Raw genomic sequence first — 18094 nt, forward strand, 5'->3', positions numbered from 1 at the left:
CCCGACCACCCGCCCACACCCACCACACAATCACCCTCACACCCAGCCAAACCACCAACAAGATCACCAAACAACGCCTTAACTAAGCGGCATTGTGTACTCACCTCATCGGAGACGGGGGTGCCGTGGACAGACGGGTCTGGGCCGGTTCGGCACTGGCGGCGATGTTGACGTTCGCGGGCGGTTGCTCCGGCACCGACGACGACCGGACCCTTGAGGTCACCTTTCGGCTGACGGCCTGCCCGCCCACCGGACAGGAGTGCTTCAATCTCACGTCCTCGGACGTGGGCGTCACCGTGGAGACGGCTGACGGCCGCCCTCTCGCGACGGCGGTGACCGATCAGGCGGGTGTCGCCACGGTGACGCTGCCGCCAGCGGAAGACGGAAAGATCAGGGTGACCATGACCTCGCCCCTGATCGAGGGCGGAAGCAAGACCACTGAGGCGACCATTCCGGCCCCCGGGGGACTGACGAGCCTCAGCGTGTGGGCGTCGCTGGCGAGCGACGTACGCGGACCAGGCACGTAGCCGCTCGCTCTGCCCGGGGACGGTCGCGGGGAGGGCTATCCGGAGGCACGGACCTTGGTTGCCCAGTCGAGTTGGGGGCAGCCGTTCGGGGTGCACTGGCGACAGATCCCGGGCTGCCAGGAGTTGCCGCCGGGTTGGTGCTGCTGCCAGGTCAGATCGGCGGACGTACGGATGGTGTGAGCGGTGATCGGCTCCCGGCTTCGGCTCATCGCAACGACTCCACTCCTCTCGGTAGCGTTCGCGCTACGGTCGATCAGACCGGCTGAACGCCGCCGAGGGAACCGTCCGGCCGGACGATGGTGATGTGCCCTTCGGGTACAAAGACACACGCGGGCGCGGCCAACCTCGATACGAGGTCGACCGCGTCCGTCCGTTTGTGATCACATCCGGCGGGGCAGTTCGCCCAGCCATCGGTCTGCGACAGGTCAGGCGAGGGTGTGGTGGCCGGCTTCGATGACGTCGTCGTACTCCTTGATCCGCGCGGCGTAGGCGGGGCTCAAGAAGTGCTCGGCGTCGGGGCCCACCGGCAGCCGCAGCGGCGGCTTCTCCATCCTGCTCAGGCGCCAGACGACGTCGGCGAAGAGTTCCGGCGAGTTGATCGCCTCAGCGTGGTTCATGCTCCGCACCCCGCTGAGCGTCCCACCGATGATCGGTGTGTAGTCGTCGACGCGTCGGCCCGGCAGTACCAGCGAGGCGCTGTAGCTGGTGGCGAAACCCCCGGGTTGCAGGAGCGTCACCTTCACCCCGAAGTGCGCGACCTCGCTCGCCAACGACTCGGCCACCCCTTCGAGCGCGAATTTGCTCGCGTTGTACGCGGAAAGCCCCGGAAACGGCACCAGTCCGGCGACCGAACCCACGAAGATTGCGTGCCCGGAGTGCCGCTCCCGCCACATCGGCAGTACCGCCCGGGTGAGCCGCCACGGCCCGAAGACATTGGTTTCGAATTGCGCGACGAGTTCCGAATCGGACACCTCTTCGACCGCGCCGAACTGACCGTAGGCGGCATTGTTGACCAGGATGTCGATGCCGCCGAAGGTCGCCACCGCCAGCTCGACCGCCGCCTCACACTGAGCCTGATCGCGTACGTCCAAGCCGGTGGCGACCAGGTTGCCCTGGCCCTGCTCAACCAGCTCGGTCAGCATCTCCGGCCGTCGCGCGGTCGCCACGACCCGCTCTCCCTCGGCCGCGAGCCGGGCCGCGAGCGCTCTACCGAGACCGCTCGAACACCCCGTGATGAGCCAACGCTTCGCCATGACACGACCATCCAGTCTCGACAGAATTACCGACCGAGAGAAAGCGTGCCACCATGAAAGGCGGACGTGAAGAGCAATCGTTGTCCTCTATGGGACAGCGGGCACGGCATTCGGATCTACGACAGTTTTGACGATCAATAGTCGTCGCCGGAAAACGCACCGCCTGTACCAATATGTGGGTCCGGGCTCCGCAACGCGATCAAAGCCATACGTGACAAATCGGGGCTCCCCGGAGCCGTATCCGGTTCCGGGGAGCCCCGATCAAGAATGCGCCGTTACTACTCGACCGTCAGACGGATGCGCCGACGCCGAGCCACAGCGAACGCGGCCACACCGGCAATGATCAGGACCAGGCCGGCGATGACGATGACGGTGACGTTGGTGCCGGTGATCGGCAGTCCGCCGTCGCTCTCGTCTCCCCCGCCACTGCCGTTGTTCTCGCCGCCACTGCCGTTGTTCTCGCCGCCACTGCCGTTGTTCTCGCCGCCCGCGCTCGGCGCACCCGCCTGGCCGACGGTGTAGGCCCGTTCGACGGTGTCGGCGGTGACCGGCGAGTTCGCGCCGAAGTAGTCGACCAGCACGGTGAGATCGTTGTCGCCGGTGGCGAAGGCGTTGGTGCCGCCGCCGAGCGCGGTGAAGTTGTCGCCGCCGGAGGCCAAGAAGGAGTTGACCGTCACGCGGTAGGTGCCGTTCGGGTCGAGCACCTTGCCGTCGAGGAAGATCCGGTCGGCGAGGACGCGGCTGCCGGCCGGGCCGTTCGGGTCGTAAACGTAGCTGAAGCCCTTCGAGACGCCCAGGTGCAGGAAGGGACGTGACGAGCCCTCCGGCTGCCACTGCTGCTCCAGCGCCGCCTTGATTTCCTTGCCGGTGTACGCCTTGGTGACCACGTCGTTGGCGAACGGCTGGACCGTGGCGGCGTCGGCGAAGGTGACCGTACCGTCGGTGCCCTTGCGGAAGTCGGCGCGCAGGCCGCCCGGGTTCATGAACGCGATCTGCGCTCCGCCCCGGTTGTCGGCGTGGGTCGCCGCGAGTTGCGCGTCGGCGATGAAGTTGCCGAGCGTCGACTCGGCGCCGCGGTCCTCTTCGCCCTTTGCCGTGACGGCTCGCTTGATCTCGGCAGTAATCTCGCCGATCTTCACCTTGCCTTGTACGTCCGCCTCAGCCTTGGCCTTCGCGACCAGCTTGGCGACGTCCGCGTCCTCGTCGTAGCCCTTGATCGGCAGGATCGCGCCCTCGGCGGCCGTGACCTTGCCGCCGGCGATGGTGAGCTTGACCTGGTCGAGCGCGTCGCCGTACTTGCCAGTTTGCAGCACCGGCCGCTTGTGGCCGAGTCCCGGTACGTCGTAGGAGCAGTTGTACGGGACGTGTGTGTGGCCCGAGAGGATGACGTTGATGTCGGCGCTGGCGCCCTTAACGATCTTGCCGAACGGCGTGTTCGGGTCCGCAACCCCGGCACACGCGGTCGCGTTGCTGCCGGTGCTCTCCGAGCCCTCGTGCACCAGCAGGATGACAGCGTCGACGTCCTGCTCGGACTTCAGCTTTGCGGCGGCTCGGTTGGCCTCCGCGGTGGGGTCCTTGACCTCAAGGCCGCGGATGCCGGCGGGCGAGACCAGGGTGGGGGTCTCGACGGTCACCGCGCCGACGACACCGATCTTGACGCCGCCGACCTCCAACACGGTCGACTCCTGGAGCCGGCCGGGTGCGGGCTCGCTCCCCCGATAGACGTTCGCCGCGAGGTAGGGGAAGTCGCTGTGCGGGATAACCCGGTCGTTGAGGTCGTCGAAGCCGCGGTCCAGTTCATGGTTGCCGATCGCGGTGGCGTCCACACCAATCGCCTTGAGGAACTCGATCGTCGGCTCGTCCTTCTGCACCAGCGAGATGAAGGGCGAGGCGCTGATGCTGTCACCGGCAGAAAGGAGCAGAGTGTTGGCGTTCTGTGCCTTGAGCTCCTTGATCATGCCGGCCATCTGGGCGGCACCGCCGGTGCCTGCGACGGGCGCTTCGAGGCGGCCGTGGAAGTCATTGAAACCGAGGATCTGCACCTCGGTTCCGGCGGCGTGAGCGGGAGCCGCCGCGGCTCCCAGCGCTATCAGCGTCGCGGCGCCCGCCGCGACAAACGAGCGCAATGGCGAAAAACGCACTATTACTCCCTTTCGGACTATCTATAATGCACCGACAGGCGCATGGTGATGCTGATCTTCACGACGGTCGTCAAGCGACACTCAAGCTACCGCCAGGTGAACGATTACCGTCTAGCGCATATCTGGATTGTGGCGCGGGCGTCCCTCTCGCCACGAGGTCAGTGACCGTCCGCTCGTCGCGGCGAGCAACACCAGCACGAAGGTGCGGCAGGAGGACAGGCGGACGCCCCAGAATGCCGAGCGCAGCCCCGCCACCTGCCCGCATGCCCAGTTCCTCGATCACAGCCGATGGAGTAACAGACCCATTCAGCGCTGCCTCGGCCGCCGGAGCCAGGTTCACGGTTACCTTGTCAGCCCGCTCATGGTCTACTCCTGGTCGGCACCCAGCCGAGGAACCGTTCGTAGAGGACACGCGGGTCCGGCGGCGGGCCGAGGGTCGGGTCGACGGTGTGCAGGTCGTTGAGGGCGTCGACGTACTGGGCGGCGAAGAAGAGGGTCAGGCTGACGGTCCGGTCCCGGAAACCGCTGGTCAGATCGAGTCGCGCGCCCGCGCACGGCCACGGGTAGGCGTCGATCCGGCAGGATCCAGAGCGGACGCAGCGGCAGGTGTGACGCCGCCAACGAGGTCGCCCCGCTCCCGGTCACCACTCGACCAACCCGGGGACTTCCAGAGGCTGCGCGGGCCGCCACCCCGGCAAAGCCCGACGGTGTACGACCAACGACAACTCCGCCCCGTCTGCGCCGCCGGAGAGGATCGCCACTCCGGTCAGGCTCACCCAGTGCCCGGTCCACTCCCCCGCACCTGTGGGAAGAGCGCGTACGCGTACCCGAAGTTTTCCCTGACCGGCGCGCAGATCGCCACGGGTGCCGTGGTGGTAGAGACCATCGGAGAGGTCGAGTACGTCACCGACGATGACCAGGGGACGGTCACCCGACGGCCCGCTCATGACAGCGCCTCGCGTTCGGCGGCCAGCATCTCCGGATCGGCCAGGTAACCCTCGGCACTCCGGAGCAGGTGACAGTCGCCGGGGCCGGCGCAGCGGTCGCACATCTTGTTGTCGGCGTGCGCGGCGACGACGTTGCGGGAGCGCCGGACGATCAGGTGCCACATGTCGCGGCCGAACATGGTCCCGTGCGGGCTCCAGTACGTCACACCGACCGCCAGTGCGAACCACGGTTCTCCGGTCACCGGGTACGGGACCGCTCCACCGTCACCGGCGTCGCGTCCGTCACCGAAGGTACGACGAAGGTCACCCTTGGTGGGTCACGTAGTCGGGAACTACCCCGCTGCGGGGTAGTTCCAGCCTTGTCCGGCAACCCATCGATATCGACCCACCCCGAAGGCCCGTGCGCCGGTTGGGCTGTGGCGAGTTACTGCCCCTACAGGGGTACGAGAAAGCCACAGCTCGACCGTCTTGAAGTGGCGCGGAGGAGGTGCCGATACGGGCACACACGAGGGTTAGGCGACGCCGATTCGTTCGGCCAGTAGGCGGAGTTCGGGGCGCGTGGTCGGTGTTTCACGTACGAGGAGTTCTCGCACCCGCGCGCGCATGACCATATTCCCGCCCCTGCTCAGGGTCCCGAAGATGTCGTCGAATCGATCGACTCTGACTGCTTCAGTCGAATGCTGTTCATCTTGCCAAGATGACCATGAGCCGGAATATCCATCACCGCCCGTCCCGCCATACCCCGCACAATCGGTTACGACGGATAAGCGAGTGCTCACCGAGCATGGTCGTATACATTTCGGCGTCATGATCAAAAGCGTTTCCGCAGGCCAGACAGTTTGTGTGGGCGCGGCAGGTTTCGAACCTGCGACCCCTCGCTTGTAAGGCGAGTGCTCTCCCACTGAGCTACGCGCCCGGAACGCCCGCACCTGCGGCGTCCGGCGGCGGCAAGCTTACCCTGCCGCGTTGGTCCGGGTCACCTGAGGCGGTGACCCGGGCAGAGATCTTGGAAGCTCCCCCGCGCCCCCCATGGAGGGGAAGCTCCCAAGATCTCGCTAAGCCCCTGGTCAGGCGGTGGCTGCGGCCAGCGCCTTGCGCCAGCCTGCCTGGTCTCGGGCTTCGCCGGGTTCGTTCATCTCGGCGAAGCGGACCACACCCGCCCGGTCGATCACGAAGGTGCCCCGGTTGGCGTACCCCCGGACGTCGTTGAAGACGCCGTACGCCTGGGCCACCCCACCGTGCGGCCAGAAGTCGGCCAGGAGCGGGAACAGGAAGCCCTGCTCCATGGCCCAGACCTTGTGGCTGTAGACCGAGTCGACGCTGACGGTCAACAACTGGACGTTGTCGTTGACGTACTCGTCGAGGTTGTCGCGTGCCTCGGACAGCTCGCCCTGGCAGGTGCCGCTGAAGGCCAGGGGGTAGAAGACCAGCAGCACGGTCCGCCGCCCGCGGAAGTCCGCGAGTCGTACCTCCTGGTTGTTCTGGTCCTTCAGCACGAAGTCGGGCGCCTCGGCGCCAACCTCGATCGGCATGTGTCAGCTCCTGTCACGGTGGCACACGGATGTTCCGAGCGCCGGTCCGCCGACCGGCACTCCGAGTCTCCGCAGGCGGGGGTCTACTTCTTCGCCTTGGCTCCCCGGCGCAGGACCAGGCGGGCCCCACTCCAGTCCTTGCCGGCGTTGATCGTGGAGGTCTGCTGGAGGCCGGCGGTAGGCGCCGACTCACTGACCTCACTCGGCTCAACGTGGCCGTCACGTCCGGCCTTCGGCGTCAACAGCCACACCACGCCGTTGTCCGCCAGCGGGCCGAGGGCATCCACGAGAAGCTCGAAAAGGTCGCCGTCGCCGTCCCGGTACCAGACCAGTACGGCGTCCACCACCTCGTCGGTGTCCTCGTCGACCAGCTCCCCACAACGGTCGGTCAGGGCGTCACGGAGTTCCTGGTCGACGTCGTCGTCGTACCCCATCTCCATGACGACCATGCCCGGCTCGATGCCGAACCGGTCCGCCAGGCTCCGTACTCCGTCGGCGGCCTGACCAGCGGTCGCGCTCACTGTCGCGTGCCTCCTCATCTCAGCTACACCCGGCACCGGTTCGGTGCCGATAGGGCAAAGTCCACACAGTTGTTCGGCTCGGCGCAAGTGGCGCACCGAGTGGAACGGAATTTACCGTGCCAGCAGCGTACGGGCACCCTGGGTAATGGCATCTTCGGACACCAGCACCTCGCGGGCAGCCGGACCTAATGGTACAAACGAGTCAATAGACGCAACGCGCCGCACAACACCCACATATCCAGCATCCACCAGGCCGGCGACGATGCCCTCACCGACCCCTCCGGACCGGCGTGTCTCGTCCACCACCAGCACCCGACCAGTGGCGGAAGCCTCCCGGAAGATGTCCGCGACCGGCAGCGGGGCCAGCCAGCGCAGGTCCACCACCCGGCTACCGATCCCCTCCTCGGCCAGCCTGGCGGCGGCACGAAGAGACATCCTGACACCGTTACCGAAGGTGATGATCGTGATGTCCTCGGCAGATCCGACGCCGTAGACCCTGGCCCGACCCACCGGCACGTGCCCACCCGCCCAGTCCCCCGGCCCCAGGTAGGGCGCCAGCCACTCGTCGTCGCCCTCGGCGTACAGGTCCCGGGTGTGGTAGAGCGCGATCGGCTCCAGGAAGACGCAGACAGTCCCGTCCACCGCCGCACTCGCCAGGCAGGAACGCAACATCGGCGCGGCGTCGTCGGGCCGCGCCGGGACCGCGAGCACCAGACCGGGAACATCCCGGAGTACGGCAACCGAGTTGTCGTTGTGGAAGTGCCCGCCGAACCCCTCCTGGTACGCCAGACCGGCCACCCGTACCACCATCGGGTTCCGGTAGGCCCCCCGCGAAAAGAACTGCATGGTGGCCGCCTCCCCGCGCAACTGATCCTCGGCGTTGTGCAGGTACGCCAGGTACTGAATCTCCGGCACCGGCAGCATGCCGCCCAGCCCCGCCCCCAGCCCCAGGCCGAGCACGCTCGTCTCGTCCAGCAGCGTGTCGAAGACCCGCGACGGGCCGAACCGGTCGCGCAGCCCCTTCGTCACCCCGTACACCCCGCCCTTGACCGCCACGTCCTCACCGAAGACGGTCATCGCCGGATAGTCGAGCATGCCGTCGGCGAGCGCCGCGTTGATCGTCTGGGCCAGGGTGAGCGGGCCGGCCGCCTCGGGCAGCCGGTCAGCGAAGGCGCTGGCCCGCGCGGCGGCACCCGGCCCCGCCGCCCAGGTCCCCGCCTCGGCGACGGTACGCGAGACCCGTACGGGCCGGCGTGGGGCGAGCGGGGCGACGATGTCGGCGGCGCTGGTCAGCTTCGCCTCGCCGAGCACCTCCTCGGCGACCTTGCGCACCTGCCAGCCGACCGCGTCGTAACGGGCGACCACCTGCTCCGGGCTGGCCAGCCCCGCCTCCACGATCAGTTTCGCGGTGCCGATCAGCGGATCCCGGGCCAGGTCCCGGTGCAGATCCGCCGTCGGCCGGTACGCCACCTCGGCGTCCGCGCCCGCGTGCCCCATCAACCGGACCGTGGTCAGGTGCAGGATCGCCGGACGGCGGTGCCGGCGCACCCAGGCGGCGGCCTCGCTCGCCACCTCGTACGTCTGGGCGAGATCGCAGCCATCGGCGGAGAAGTAGCGGATGCCGGGCTTCGCGGCGAGCGTCGCCGCGACCCAGCCGTCAGGTGAACGGACGCTGATGCCGAGCCCGTTGTCCTCGCAGACGAACAGGACCGGAATGCGCAGGCCGGTGTGGTCGCACCAGCCGGCCGTGTTGAACGCCGCGGTGGCACTCGCGTGGTTGACCGAGGCGTCGCCGAAGGAGCAGACCACGATCGCGTCCGCCGGCCAGGCGGCCCGGGACTCGGCTGCGGCCGTACGCGCGTCGGTGAGCAACCGGGCCGACGGGCCGGACCGGTTGCGGGCCGGTGCACCGGCGGCCCGGCGCTGACGTTCTATCGCAAATCCGACACCGACCGCCCGGGGCAGGTGCGAGGCGATGGTGGAGGTGGTCGGGACGATGTCGAGGGCGGCGTTGCCGAAAACCTTGTGCCGCCCACCGGCGATCGGCTCGCTCGCCGACGCGACGATCCCGCGCAGCACGTCCCGGGCCGCGCCCGTGATCGGGTCGACTCCCTCGACGGCCTCGACGCCCTCCTGGAGTCGACCGTTGGCGGTGCCGGTGCCGGTGCCGGTGGCGGTGCCGTCGGCGCCGGTGGCCTCGTCGGAGCCGCCCTGGGCGGGCATCATCGCGGCCTGGGCCGCCCGGGCGCAGTAGAAGCCGCCAGAGCGGTAGTGCAGCAGGGCAGGATCGGTGGGGCGTACGGCGGCGGCCACTGCGGCGTTGCCCTCGTGGCCGGCTGATCCGATCGTGTAGAAGCCCTCACCGAAGCTGCGCAGCCAGCGCGCGGCAAGGTCGAGGTGTCGGCTGGTGAGCTGGGCGTCGAAGAGTTCGAGGGCGCGCGCTCCGGTGAGCGTGGCGCCGTCGTGGACCGGCCCGTCGGCCGAGCGCACCAGGGCCGGTGCGACCAGACCGCCGACCGCCTCCCGGAACCGATCGTCGAGATCTTGAGGGGTGGTCACGTCGGACAGCATTACCGACTGATGGCATCACCGGCCACTCAGACACGGTCCGCAGCCGGCCGATGTGGCCCGGCCGGTGCTCCGGCCCCCGGCACGCCGGGTCGGATTTCGGTCAGGTCAGCGGGGGTTCGGCGGGGCAGCCGCCATCGGAGACCTTCCACATCAGGGTCCGCAGGGTCGCCAACTCGTCCTCGGTGAGGGTGGCGAGCAGCCGGGAATCGGACATGATCTGACCCACGCGGTCGCGTACGCGTCGGCCCTCGTCGCTGACCACGAGGGTGCGCAGCCGGCGGTCGGCCGGGTCGACCTGACGGCGTACCAGGTTCTGGCGCTCCAGTTTGTCCACCAGCAGGGTGATGTTGGACGGATCGCAGTCGAGGCGTTCGGCCAGGTCACGAGCGGGCAGTGGTCGATCCGGGTCGAGCTGGTGCAGGGCGCGGGCGACCGCCGGGGTGAGCCCCAGTTCGGCCAGGTCGGCCTCCATGAAGTGCCGCATCGCGTCGGAGACGTGCAGGATCCGGCGCACCACCTCGCCCGCCACCGTGCCGCTGGTCTGCGCCATGGTCAGGACGGTACCGGTGACCTCCCCACCCCCTCCCCACCCAGGTAAGGAAGGGCCCCTTGTTATCGGATTTTGTATAGGAAGGGGCCCCTCCAAACACCCGAGGGCGGTGGAGGGTGACAGGGACGGGGCGGTGGGCGTACGGTGAGTTTGGAAATCTTTGAACATTGGGAACAGTGAGGCATCGTGGTCGAGTTCTCCCCCGCACGCCGCTATGTCGAGGATGCCGGAGTCGTGCTGACCGGCCTCGGCCTGCCGCCCGCGTACGGCAAGGTCCTCGGCTGGTTGCTGATCTGCGACCCGCCCCACGCGACCGCCACCGAGATCGCCGAGGCAACCGGCCTGTCGAAGGGCTCGGTGAGCACCGGCATCCGGATGCTGGAGAGCGGCCAGCTCGTCCGCCGGGTGGCGAACCCCGGCCGGCGCGGCATCGCCTGGGAACTCAGCCCGGACGCGTTCACCCGGGCCGCCGAGTCCGACCGGTTCCGAATCTTCCGAGAACTCATGGACCGCGGCATCGAGCTACTCGGCGGCGAGCGGTCACCCCTCACCGACCGGCTCGTCTTCACCCGGGACCTCTACGCCTTCATCGAACGTGAGCTGCCCGGGTTCATCGAACGCTTCAAAACCGAACACGCCGAGAAGATGGCGAGCACGCAGAGAGGAGAGGCCGATGACCGAGTCGGCCATCAACACCGAGAACCTGACCAAGACGTACGGGCGTAACCGTGGCCTGACCGGGCTTGACCTGCGGGTCGAGCGGGGCGAGGTGTACGGGTTCCTCGGCCCCAACGGCGCCGGCAAGTCCACCACCATCCGCCTCCTGCTCGACCTGATCCGCCCCACCAGTGGTCACGTACGCGTCCTCGGCGTCGACCCGCGCACGGACGGCGTACGGCTGCGCGGCCGGATCGGCTACCTCGCCGGTGACTTCGTCGTCGACGGCCGGCAGACCGGCCGGGACCTGCTCACCTACCTCGGCAACCTGCGCGGCGGGGTGCCCCGGTCCCGGATCGACGAACTCGCCACCCGACTCGACCTCGACCTCAGCCGCCGGATCAAGGGACTCTCCAAGGGCAACCGGCAGAAGATCGGTGTGGTGCAGGCGTTCATGCACTCCCCCGAACTGCTCATCCTCGACGAGCCGACCAGCGGCCTGGACCCGTTCCTGCAACACGAGTTCGTGACCATGGTGCGCGAGGCCAGGGCCGCCGGGCAGACCGTCTTCATGTCGTCGCACGTGATGAGCGAGGTGCAGCAGACCGCCGACCGTGTCGGCATCATCCGCGAGGGGCGGTTGATCACCGTCGAGCGGGTCGAGGAACTGCGCGAACGCGCCGTACGACAGGTCGAGATCATCTTCGACGGGCCGGTCGAGGTGGCCGAGTTCGCGTCGCTGCCGAACGTCGGCGACGTGACCGTCACCGGCAACACGTTGCGCTGCCGCCTCGACGGGCGGGCCGACGCGCTGGTCAAGGCGGCCGGTCGGCACACCGTACTGAGCCTGCGGGCCGAGGAGCCCGACCTGGAGGAACTCTTCTTCGACTACTACGGCGACACCCGCAACCGTACGGAGGTGCAGCATGCTGCTGCGTAACCCGTTCACGAAGACGCTCTTCGACAGCCGCCGGTCGCTGGTCGGCTGGACCCTCGCGATCGTCGCCGTCGGGGCGATGTACGCCTCTTTCTGGCCGACGATGCAGACACCGGAGATGGAGCAGGCGCTGGACGCGTACCCGGAAGGGCTGTTGGAGGCGTTCAACTACACCGACCTGACCAGCGCCGCCGGTTACCTCGGCGGGGCCGTGTTCGGGCTGCTGGTCCCGCTGCTGGTCGCCGTCTTCGCCATCGCCACTGGCACCCGCGCGGTCGCCGGGGACGAGGAGGCCGGCACCCTCGACCTGCTGCTGGCCCACCCGGTCGGACGGGTCCGGCTCGCCCTGCACCGCTTCGCCGCACTGCTGGTCGGGCTGGTGCTGATCGGCGGGCTACTCGGGCTCTCCCTGATCGGACTGAGCGGTCCGGCCGGCTTCGACGGCGTCGGCGCGGGCGAACTGCTCGCGACCAGCGCGCAACTGGTTCTCTTCGGCGCCACCTTCGGGGCGCTTGCCTTCGCCATCGGTGCCGCCACCGGCAGCCGCGGCGCGGCGCTCGGCGGCAGCGCCGGGGTGGCGGTGCTCGCGTACCTGGCCAACGCGGTCCTGCCGCAGGTCGACGGGGTGGCCTGGTTGCAGAACCTCTCCCCGTTCCACTGGTATCTCGACGGTGATCCGCTGGTCAACGGCCTCCAGACCACCGGGCCGCTGCTGCTGCTCGCCACCACCGCCGTCCTGGTCGCCGCCGGCACCTACCTCTTCACCCGCCGCGACATCGCCGTCTGACCGCCGCCCCCGCCTCCCCGCCCCCACGCCGCCGCGCCACCCCGCCGCGCCGCGCCGCGCACCCGCGCAGTACGCGTTAGGAAGGGCCCCTTGTTATACAAAAAGCGATAACAAGGGGCCCTTCCTTCGGTTCGCGTCATGCGGTGTTCGGCTGATCGTTGTCGATGGTTGTCGGGGGGTGAACCATCGATCGACAGGCTTTCGGGATCCGTACCTTCGGATTCTGGGGAGCCTGCATGTCAGTTTCGCGACGTACCCTCCTGCTCAGCGGCGCCGCGCTCGGAGCCGCCGGCGCCGTGACCGGCGCCCTGCCCACCGCGGCCGGCGCGACCCCGGCCCGCCCCCTGCGCGAGGACCCGTTCACCCTCGGCGTCGCCTCCGGTGACCCCGATTTTGACGGCTTCGTGCTCTGGACCCGTCTCGCCCCGCAGCCGCTGGCCGAGGACGGCCTCGGCGGCATGCCGTCCCGGGTGGTCCCGGTCCGCTGGGAACTCGCCGCCGACGAACGGTTCCGCCACGTGGTACGCGCCGGTACGGCCAACGCCCGGCCCGAGTCGGGGCACACCGTCCACGTCGAACTGAACGGACTGCTTCCCGGACGGGAGTACTTCTACCGTTTCCACGCCGAGCGGCACACCTCGCCGGTGGGACGGACCCGGACCGCGCCCGCACCGTGGAGCATCGGCGGCTCGCTCGCCATGGCGTTCGTCTCCTGCTCGCAGTACGAACACGGTTACTTCACCGCGTACAGGCGGCTCGCCGAGGCCGACCCGGACCTGATCCTGCACCTCGGCGACTACCAGTACGAGTACGCGCCGGACACGTACACCGTGCCGGGCGGCAACCCGCGCGACCACCAGGGGCCGGAGACCCGCACCCTGGCCAACTACCGGCAGCGGCACGCCCAGTACAAGACCGACCCGGACCTGCAGGCCGCCCACGCGGTCGCGCCCTGGCTGGTGGTCTTCGACGACCACGAGGTGGAGAACAACTGGGCCGACGACGTGCCCGAGGCCGCCGACCCGGAGTTCCCGGCGCGGCGGGCGGCGGCGTTCCAGGCGTACTACGAGAACATGCCGCTGCGACGTACGTCGATCCCACGCGGCATCGACATGCAGCTCTACCGGCGGGTGCAGTGGGGGCGGTTGGCCACCTTCCACATGCTCGACACCCGGCAGTACCGGGACGACCAGGGCTGCGGCGACGGCTACAAGGACTGCCCGGCGGCGGTCGACCCGGCCCGTTCGATCACCGGCGCCGCGCAGGAGCGGTGGCTGCTCGACGGGTTCCGCCGCTCGTCGGCGCGCTGGGACATCCTCGGCCAGCAGGTCTTCTTCGCCCAGCGGGACAACAACGCCGGCCCGGCCACGGTGACCAGCATGGACTCCTGGGACGGGTACGTCGCCTCCCGGGACCGGATCACCCGGGGCTGGCTCAGCGCCGGCGTACGCAACCCGGTGGTGCTCACCGGCGACGTGCACGCCCACTGGGCCAGCGATCTCAAGCTCGACTACGCCGACCCGACCTCGCGTACGGTCGGCACCGAACTGGTCTGCTCGTCGATCACCTCGGGCGGGAACGGCGCCGACTCGGTCCCGTCCGACCACCCGTTCCTCGGCATCAACCCGCACCTGCGCTTCTACAACAACCAGCGCGGGTACGTCCTGACGAAGATCACCACGGAGCGGCTGGAGGCCGGCTTCGAGGTGCTGCCGTACGTCAGCACGCCGGACGCGCCCGTACACACCCGCGCCTCGTTCGTGATCGAGGACCGGGTCCCCGGGCTGCACCAGACGTACGACCGCCCGCTCGACCCGCCCGCCGCCCCGGCCCAGCGGGCGGCGGCCCCGTCGGTCGCCGACACCGTTGATCGGGAGACCTCCCGCCCCTGACCGCTCCTCTCTGTCCCGGCCTGTCTGTCCCGGCCTGCCCTCTTCGAGCGAGGCGGGCCGGGACGCGCGGGTGGGCAGCCACACCGCTGGGCGCACCAGGCCCGTGTCCGGCAGGGGCTGGCGTGGGTCAGGCGGCGTCAGGCGTGCGTCAGGCAGGGGCCGGCGTGCGTCAGGCAGGGGCCGGCGTGCGTCAGGCAGGGGCCGGCGTGCGTCAGGCAGGGGCCGGCGTGCGTCAGGCAGGGAGGAAGGAGAAGCGGACCTGGCGGGTGGGGTTGTCGCCGTTCGGGTCGACGAGGCAGATCGACTGCCAGGTGCCGAGCGCCAACCGGCCGCCGAGCACGGGCAGTGTCGCGTACGGCGGCACGAAGGCGGGCATCACGTGGTCGCGGCCGTGGCCGGGTGAACCGTGCCGGTGCCGCCACCGGTTGTCGGTCGGGAGCAGTTCGTCCAGGGCGGTCAGCAGGTCCTCGTCCGAACCGGCGCCGGTCTCGATGATCGCCAGCCCGGCGGTGGCGTGCGGTACGAAGACGTGCAGCAGGCCGTCGCCCTGGCCGTCGAGGAACCGCTCCGCCTCCCGGGTGATGTCGCGGACGGTGGGACGTGAGCCGGTCCGGACAGTGATGACTTCGGTACGCATGACGCACAGTCTGCCCGAGGCGTTAAGAAGGGCCCCTTCCTATACAAAAAGCGATAACAGGGGGCCCTTCCTTCCGGGGGAGGCGCTAGCTGACAAACATGTTGCCGCCAAGTTACCGGGGGGTACATGTGTCGAGTGTCGCGTCTGTGGCGACTAGGCGTGACGGAACGGGGCATGAGAGGGCAGGATGGCGCCAGAGACTAATCCCACACACAACCTAGGGAACGCCTGTGGCCACGGAACGCAAGCGCCCGGTAATCAGCGACGGCCTGCCGAGCCAGCTTCCGGACATCGACCCCGAAGAGACCAGCGAATGGGTCGAGTCGCTTGACGGTGTCATCGACGAGCGCGGTGCCAAACGCGCCCGCTACGTCATGCTTCGTCTGCTGGAGCGCGCGAGAGAGCGCCAGGTCGGGGTACCGCCCCTGACCACCACCGACTACATCAACACCATTCCCTCCGAACGCGAGCCCTGGTTCCCCGGCGACGAGCACGTCGAGCGGCGGATCCGGGCCTACATCCGGTGGAACGCGGCGATGGTGGTGCACCGCGCCCAGCGCCCGGAGATCGGCGTCGGTGGACACATCTCGACCTACGCCAGCTCGGCGTCGCTCTACGAGGTCGGCTTCAACCACTTCTTCCGGGGCAAGAACCACCCGGGTGGCGGCGACCACATCTTCTACCAGGGCCACGGCTCCCCCGGCATGTACGCGCGCGCGTACTTGGAGGGGCGGTTGTCCGAGCACCAGCTCGACGGGTTCCGGCAGGAGCTGTCGCACCCGGGCGGCGGCCTGCCGTCGTACCCGCACCCTCGGCTGATGCCGGACTTCTGGGAGTTCCCCACGGTCTCCATGGGTCTCGGCGGGATGAACGCGATCTACCAGGCGCGGTTCAACCGGTACCTGCACAACCGGGGCATCAAGGACACCTCCGACCAGCACGTATGGGCGTTCCTCGGCGACGGTGAGATGGACGAGCCCGAGTCGCTCGGCGCGATCGGTGTGGCCGCCCGTGAGGAGCTGGACAACCTCACCTTCGTGATCAACTGCAACCTGCAGCGGCTGGACGGCCCGGTCCGGGGCAACGGCAAGGTCATGCAGGAGCTGGAGTCGTACTTCCGCGGCGCCGGCTGGAACGTGATCAAGGTCGTCTGGGGTCGGGAGTGGGATCCGCTGCTCGCCGCCGACACCGACGGCGCGCTGGTCAACCTGATGAACACCACCCCGGACGGTGACTTCCAGACGTACAAGGCCGAGTCCGGCGCGTACGTGCGGGAGCACTTCTTCGGTCGGGACGCGCGCACCCGCAAGCTCGTCGACGGCATGAGTGACGACGAGATCTGGAACCTCAAGCGCGGTGGGCACGACTACCGGAAGCTCTACGCGGCGTACAAGGCGGCGACGGAGCACACCGGTCAGCCGACGGTCATCCTGGCCAAGACGATCAAGGGCTGGACGCTCGGCTCGCACTTCGAGGGCCGCAACGCCACCCACCAGATGAAGAAGCTGACGCTGGACGACCTGAAGTCGTTCCGCGACCGCCTCTACCTGGACATCCCGGACAGTGCGCTGGAGTCGAACCCGTACCTCCCGCCGTACTACCACCCGGGTGAGAAGTCCGAGGAGCTGGCGTACCTGCGCGAGCGGCGGCAGCAGCTCGGCGGTTACCTGCCGTCGCGGCGTACCGCCCACAAGGCGCTGGCGATTCCCGGGCCGGAGCGGTTCGCCGACGTCAAGCGCGGCTCGGGCAAGCAGAAGATCGCCACCACGATGGCCTTCGTCCGGCTGCTCAAGGACGTGATGAAGGACCGCGAGTTCGGCAAGCGGTGGGTGCCGATCATCCCGGACGAGGCCCGTACCTTCGGTATGGACTCGCTCTTCCCGACCCAGAAGATCTACTCGCCGCACGGGCAGAAGTACACCTCGGTCGACCGGGAGCTGTTCCTGTCGTACAAGGAGGCGACCACCGGCCAGATCCTGCACGAGGGGATCAACGAGGCCGGTTCGGTGGCGTCGTTCACCGCCGCCGGGTCGTCGTACGCCACCCACGACGAGCCGATGATCCCGCTGTACATCTTCTATTCGATGTTCGGCTTCCAGCGCACCGGCGACTCGTTCTGGGCGGCGGCGGACCAGATGGCGCGCGGTTTCGTGCTCGGTGCCACCGCGGGGCGGACCACGCTCAACGGTGAGGGCCTCCAGCACGAGGACGGGCACTCGCACCTGATCGCCGCGACCAACCCGGCCGTCGTCGCGTACGACCCGGCGTTCGCGTTCGAGATCGCGCACATCCTGGAGAACGGCCTGCACCGGATGTACGGCGAGGATCCGGAGAACATCTTCTACTACCTCACCGTCTACAACGAGCCGATCCTCCAGCCGGCGGAGCCCGCCGACGTCGACGTGGAGGGGCTGCTCAAGGGCATCTACCGCTACGCGCCGGCGCCGTCGGTGACCAGCGCCGGGGGCGGCGAGACGCCGCGGGCCAACCTGTTGGCCTCCGGTACGGGCATGCAGTGGGCGCTGAAGGCGCAGCAGTTGCTGGCCCAGGACTGGGGTGTGGCCGCCGACGTCTGGTCGGTCACCTCCTGGACCGAGCTGCGTCGTGACGCGGTGGAGGCCGAGGAGCACAACCTGCTCAACCCCGGTGGCGAGCAGCGGGTGCCGTACATCGCGCGGAAGCTGGCGGACGCGGCCGGTCCGGTGGTGGCGGTCAGCGACTGGATGCGGGCGGTGCCGGACCTGATCGCGCGCTGGGTTCCGGGCGACTACACCTCGCTCGGCACGGACGGGTTCGGTCTCTCCGACACCCGGCACGCGCTGCGCCGGCACTTCCACGTCGACGCGGAGTCGGTCACCGTCGCCGCGCTGCGGCAGCTCGCGCTCCGCGGCGTAGTACCCGCTTCGGTCCCGGCCGAGGCGGCGGCGAAGTACGCGATCAACGACATCTCGGCGGCTCCGGTCGGCGAGACCGGCGGCGACTCCTAGTCGAACCGCCTCCGGGCCCCCTCGTCGGGGCACCCTCGGGCACCGTCGTGGTGACGTCGAAGGGCCCGTTCCGCCCGCTGGATCTCTTCCAGCCGGTCGGGACGGGTCCTTTGTCATGTGTGCGGGCACCGGGAAGGGGCGGGGAGGCGGGAGAG

At 69.0% G+C, this 18094-nt stretch carries 16 protein-coding genes and 1 tRNA gene; 6 read left to right on the forward strand and 11 right to left on the reverse strand.

Annotation, left to right across the window (positions count from 1 at the left end):
• Window positions 1–125: 125 nt before the first annotated feature.
• Window positions 126–527 (forward strand): hypothetical protein, encoded by a 402-nt coding sequence (locus ACIBF5_RS25380; protein ID WP_396815373.1) that lies wholly within the window; start codon window positions 126–128, stop codon window positions 525–527.
• Window positions 528–562: 35 nt separating this feature from the next.
• Here ACIBF5_RS25380 and ACIBF5_RS25385 read toward each other — a convergent pair whose 3' ends face one another.
• From ACIBF5_RS25385 to ACIBF5_RS25430, 10 genes are all read right to left on the reverse strand, one after another.
• Window positions 563–736, reverse strand: coding sequence for a hypothetical protein (locus ACIBF5_RS25385; RefSeq protein ID WP_396815374.1), 174 nt, complete (start codon window positions 734–736; stop codon window positions 563–565).
• A 216-nt stretch (window positions 737–952) separates the two neighbouring features.
• Complete coding sequence (locus ACIBF5_RS25390; protein WP_396815375.1) at window positions 953–1780, reverse strand: SDR family oxidoreductase; 828 nt, start codon at window positions 1778–1780, stop codon at window positions 953–955.
• 278 nt (window positions 1781–2058) lie between these two features.
• The gene (locus ACIBF5_RS25395) at window positions 2059–3921 is read right to left on the reverse strand and encodes a bifunctional metallophosphatase/5'-nucleotidase (protein ID WP_396815376.1); all 1863 of its coding nucleotides are present in this window, start codon (window positions 3919–3921) and stop codon (window positions 2059–2061) included.
• Between the two features lie 641 nt (window positions 3922–4562).
• Window positions 4563–4868, reverse strand: coding sequence for a hypothetical protein (locus ACIBF5_RS25400; protein ID WP_396815377.1), 306 nt, complete (start codon window positions 4866–4868; stop codon window positions 4563–4565).
• Window positions 4865–5110 (reverse strand): hypothetical protein, encoded by a 246-nt coding sequence (locus ACIBF5_RS25405; protein ID WP_396815378.1) that lies wholly within the window; start codon window positions 5108–5110, stop codon window positions 4865–4867. The genes ACIBF5_RS25400 and ACIBF5_RS25405 overlap by 4 nt, the downstream gene beginning before the upstream one ends.
• Window positions 5111–5712: 602 nt before the next feature.
• A tRNA-Val gene (locus ACIBF5_RS25410) sits at window positions 5713–5784 on the reverse strand.
• A gap of 151 nt (window positions 5785–5935) precedes the next feature.
• Window positions 5936–6400 carry a peroxiredoxin gene (locus ACIBF5_RS25415; RefSeq protein WP_396815379.1) on the reverse strand — a complete coding sequence of 155 codons (465 nt, stop codon included), beginning with the start codon at window positions 6398–6400 and terminating at the stop codon, window positions 5936–5938.
• Between the two features lie 83 nt (window positions 6401–6483).
• Complete coding sequence (locus ACIBF5_RS25420; protein WP_396815380.1) at window positions 6484–6921, reverse strand: DUF3052 domain-containing protein; 438 nt, start codon at window positions 6919–6921, stop codon at window positions 6484–6486.
• Between the two features lie 111 nt (window positions 6922–7032).
• Window positions 7033–9492 carry a thiamine pyrophosphate-dependent enzyme gene (locus tag ACIBF5_RS25425; RefSeq protein WP_396815381.1) on the reverse strand — a complete coding sequence of 820 codons (2460 nt, stop codon included), beginning with the start codon at window positions 9490–9492 and terminating at the stop codon, window positions 7033–7035.
• A 100-nt stretch (window positions 9493–9592) separates the two neighbouring features.
• Window positions 9593–10042, reverse strand: coding sequence for a MarR family winged helix-turn-helix transcriptional regulator (locus tag ACIBF5_RS25430; protein ID WP_396815382.1), 450 nt, complete (start codon window positions 10040–10042; stop codon window positions 9593–9595).
• A gap of 186 nt (window positions 10043–10228) precedes the next feature.
• On the opposite strand from ACIBF5_RS25430, the gene ACIBF5_RS25435 reads away from it, so the two are divergent.
• The 4 genes from ACIBF5_RS25435 (at window position 10229) to ACIBF5_RS25450 (ending at window position 14315) form a co-directional block, all read left to right on the forward strand.
• The gene (locus ACIBF5_RS25435) at window positions 10229–10768 is read left to right on the forward strand and encodes a GbsR/MarR family transcriptional regulator (RefSeq protein ID WP_396815383.1); all 540 of its coding nucleotides are present in this window, start codon (window positions 10229–10231) and stop codon (window positions 10766–10768) included.
• Window positions 10716–11639, forward strand: coding sequence for an ABC transporter ATP-binding protein (locus ACIBF5_RS25440; RefSeq protein ID WP_396815384.1), 924 nt, complete (start codon window positions 10716–10718; stop codon window positions 11637–11639). Before ACIBF5_RS25435 ends, ACIBF5_RS25440 begins: the two co-directional genes overlap by 53 nt.
• Window positions 11626–12423 carry an ABC transporter permease gene (locus ACIBF5_RS25445; RefSeq protein WP_396815385.1) on the forward strand — a complete coding sequence of 266 codons (798 nt, stop codon included), beginning with the start codon at window positions 11626–11628 and terminating at the stop codon, window positions 12421–12423. The genes ACIBF5_RS25440 and ACIBF5_RS25445 overlap by 14 nt, the downstream gene beginning before the upstream one ends.
• A 236-nt stretch (window positions 12424–12659) precedes the next feature.
• Window positions 12660–14315 (forward strand): alkaline phosphatase D family protein, encoded by a 1656-nt coding sequence (locus ACIBF5_RS25450; RefSeq protein WP_396815386.1) that lies wholly within the window; start codon window positions 12660–12662, stop codon window positions 14313–14315.
• 232 nt (window positions 14316–14547) lie between these two features.
• Here ACIBF5_RS25450 and ACIBF5_RS25455 read toward each other — a convergent pair whose 3' ends face one another.
• Window positions 14548–14952 (reverse strand): YjbQ family protein, encoded by a 405-nt coding sequence (locus ACIBF5_RS25455; protein WP_396815387.1) that lies wholly within the window; start codon window positions 14950–14952, stop codon window positions 14548–14550.
• Window positions 14953–15182: 230 nt separating this feature from the next.
• On the opposite strand from ACIBF5_RS25455, the gene aceE reads away from it, so the two are divergent.
• On the forward strand, window positions 15183–17939 hold the full coding sequence (gene aceE, locus ACIBF5_RS25460) for a pyruvate dehydrogenase (acetyl-transferring), homodimeric type (RefSeq protein WP_396815388.1): 2757 nt from the start codon (window positions 15183–15185) through the stop codon (window positions 17937–17939).
• Window positions 17940–18094 lie beyond the last annotated feature (155 nt).

The organism is Micromonospora sp. NPDC050417, from assembly GCF_044458865.1.
GTDB lineage: Bacteria > Actinomycetota > Actinomycetes > Mycobacteriales > Micromonosporaceae > Micromonospora_G.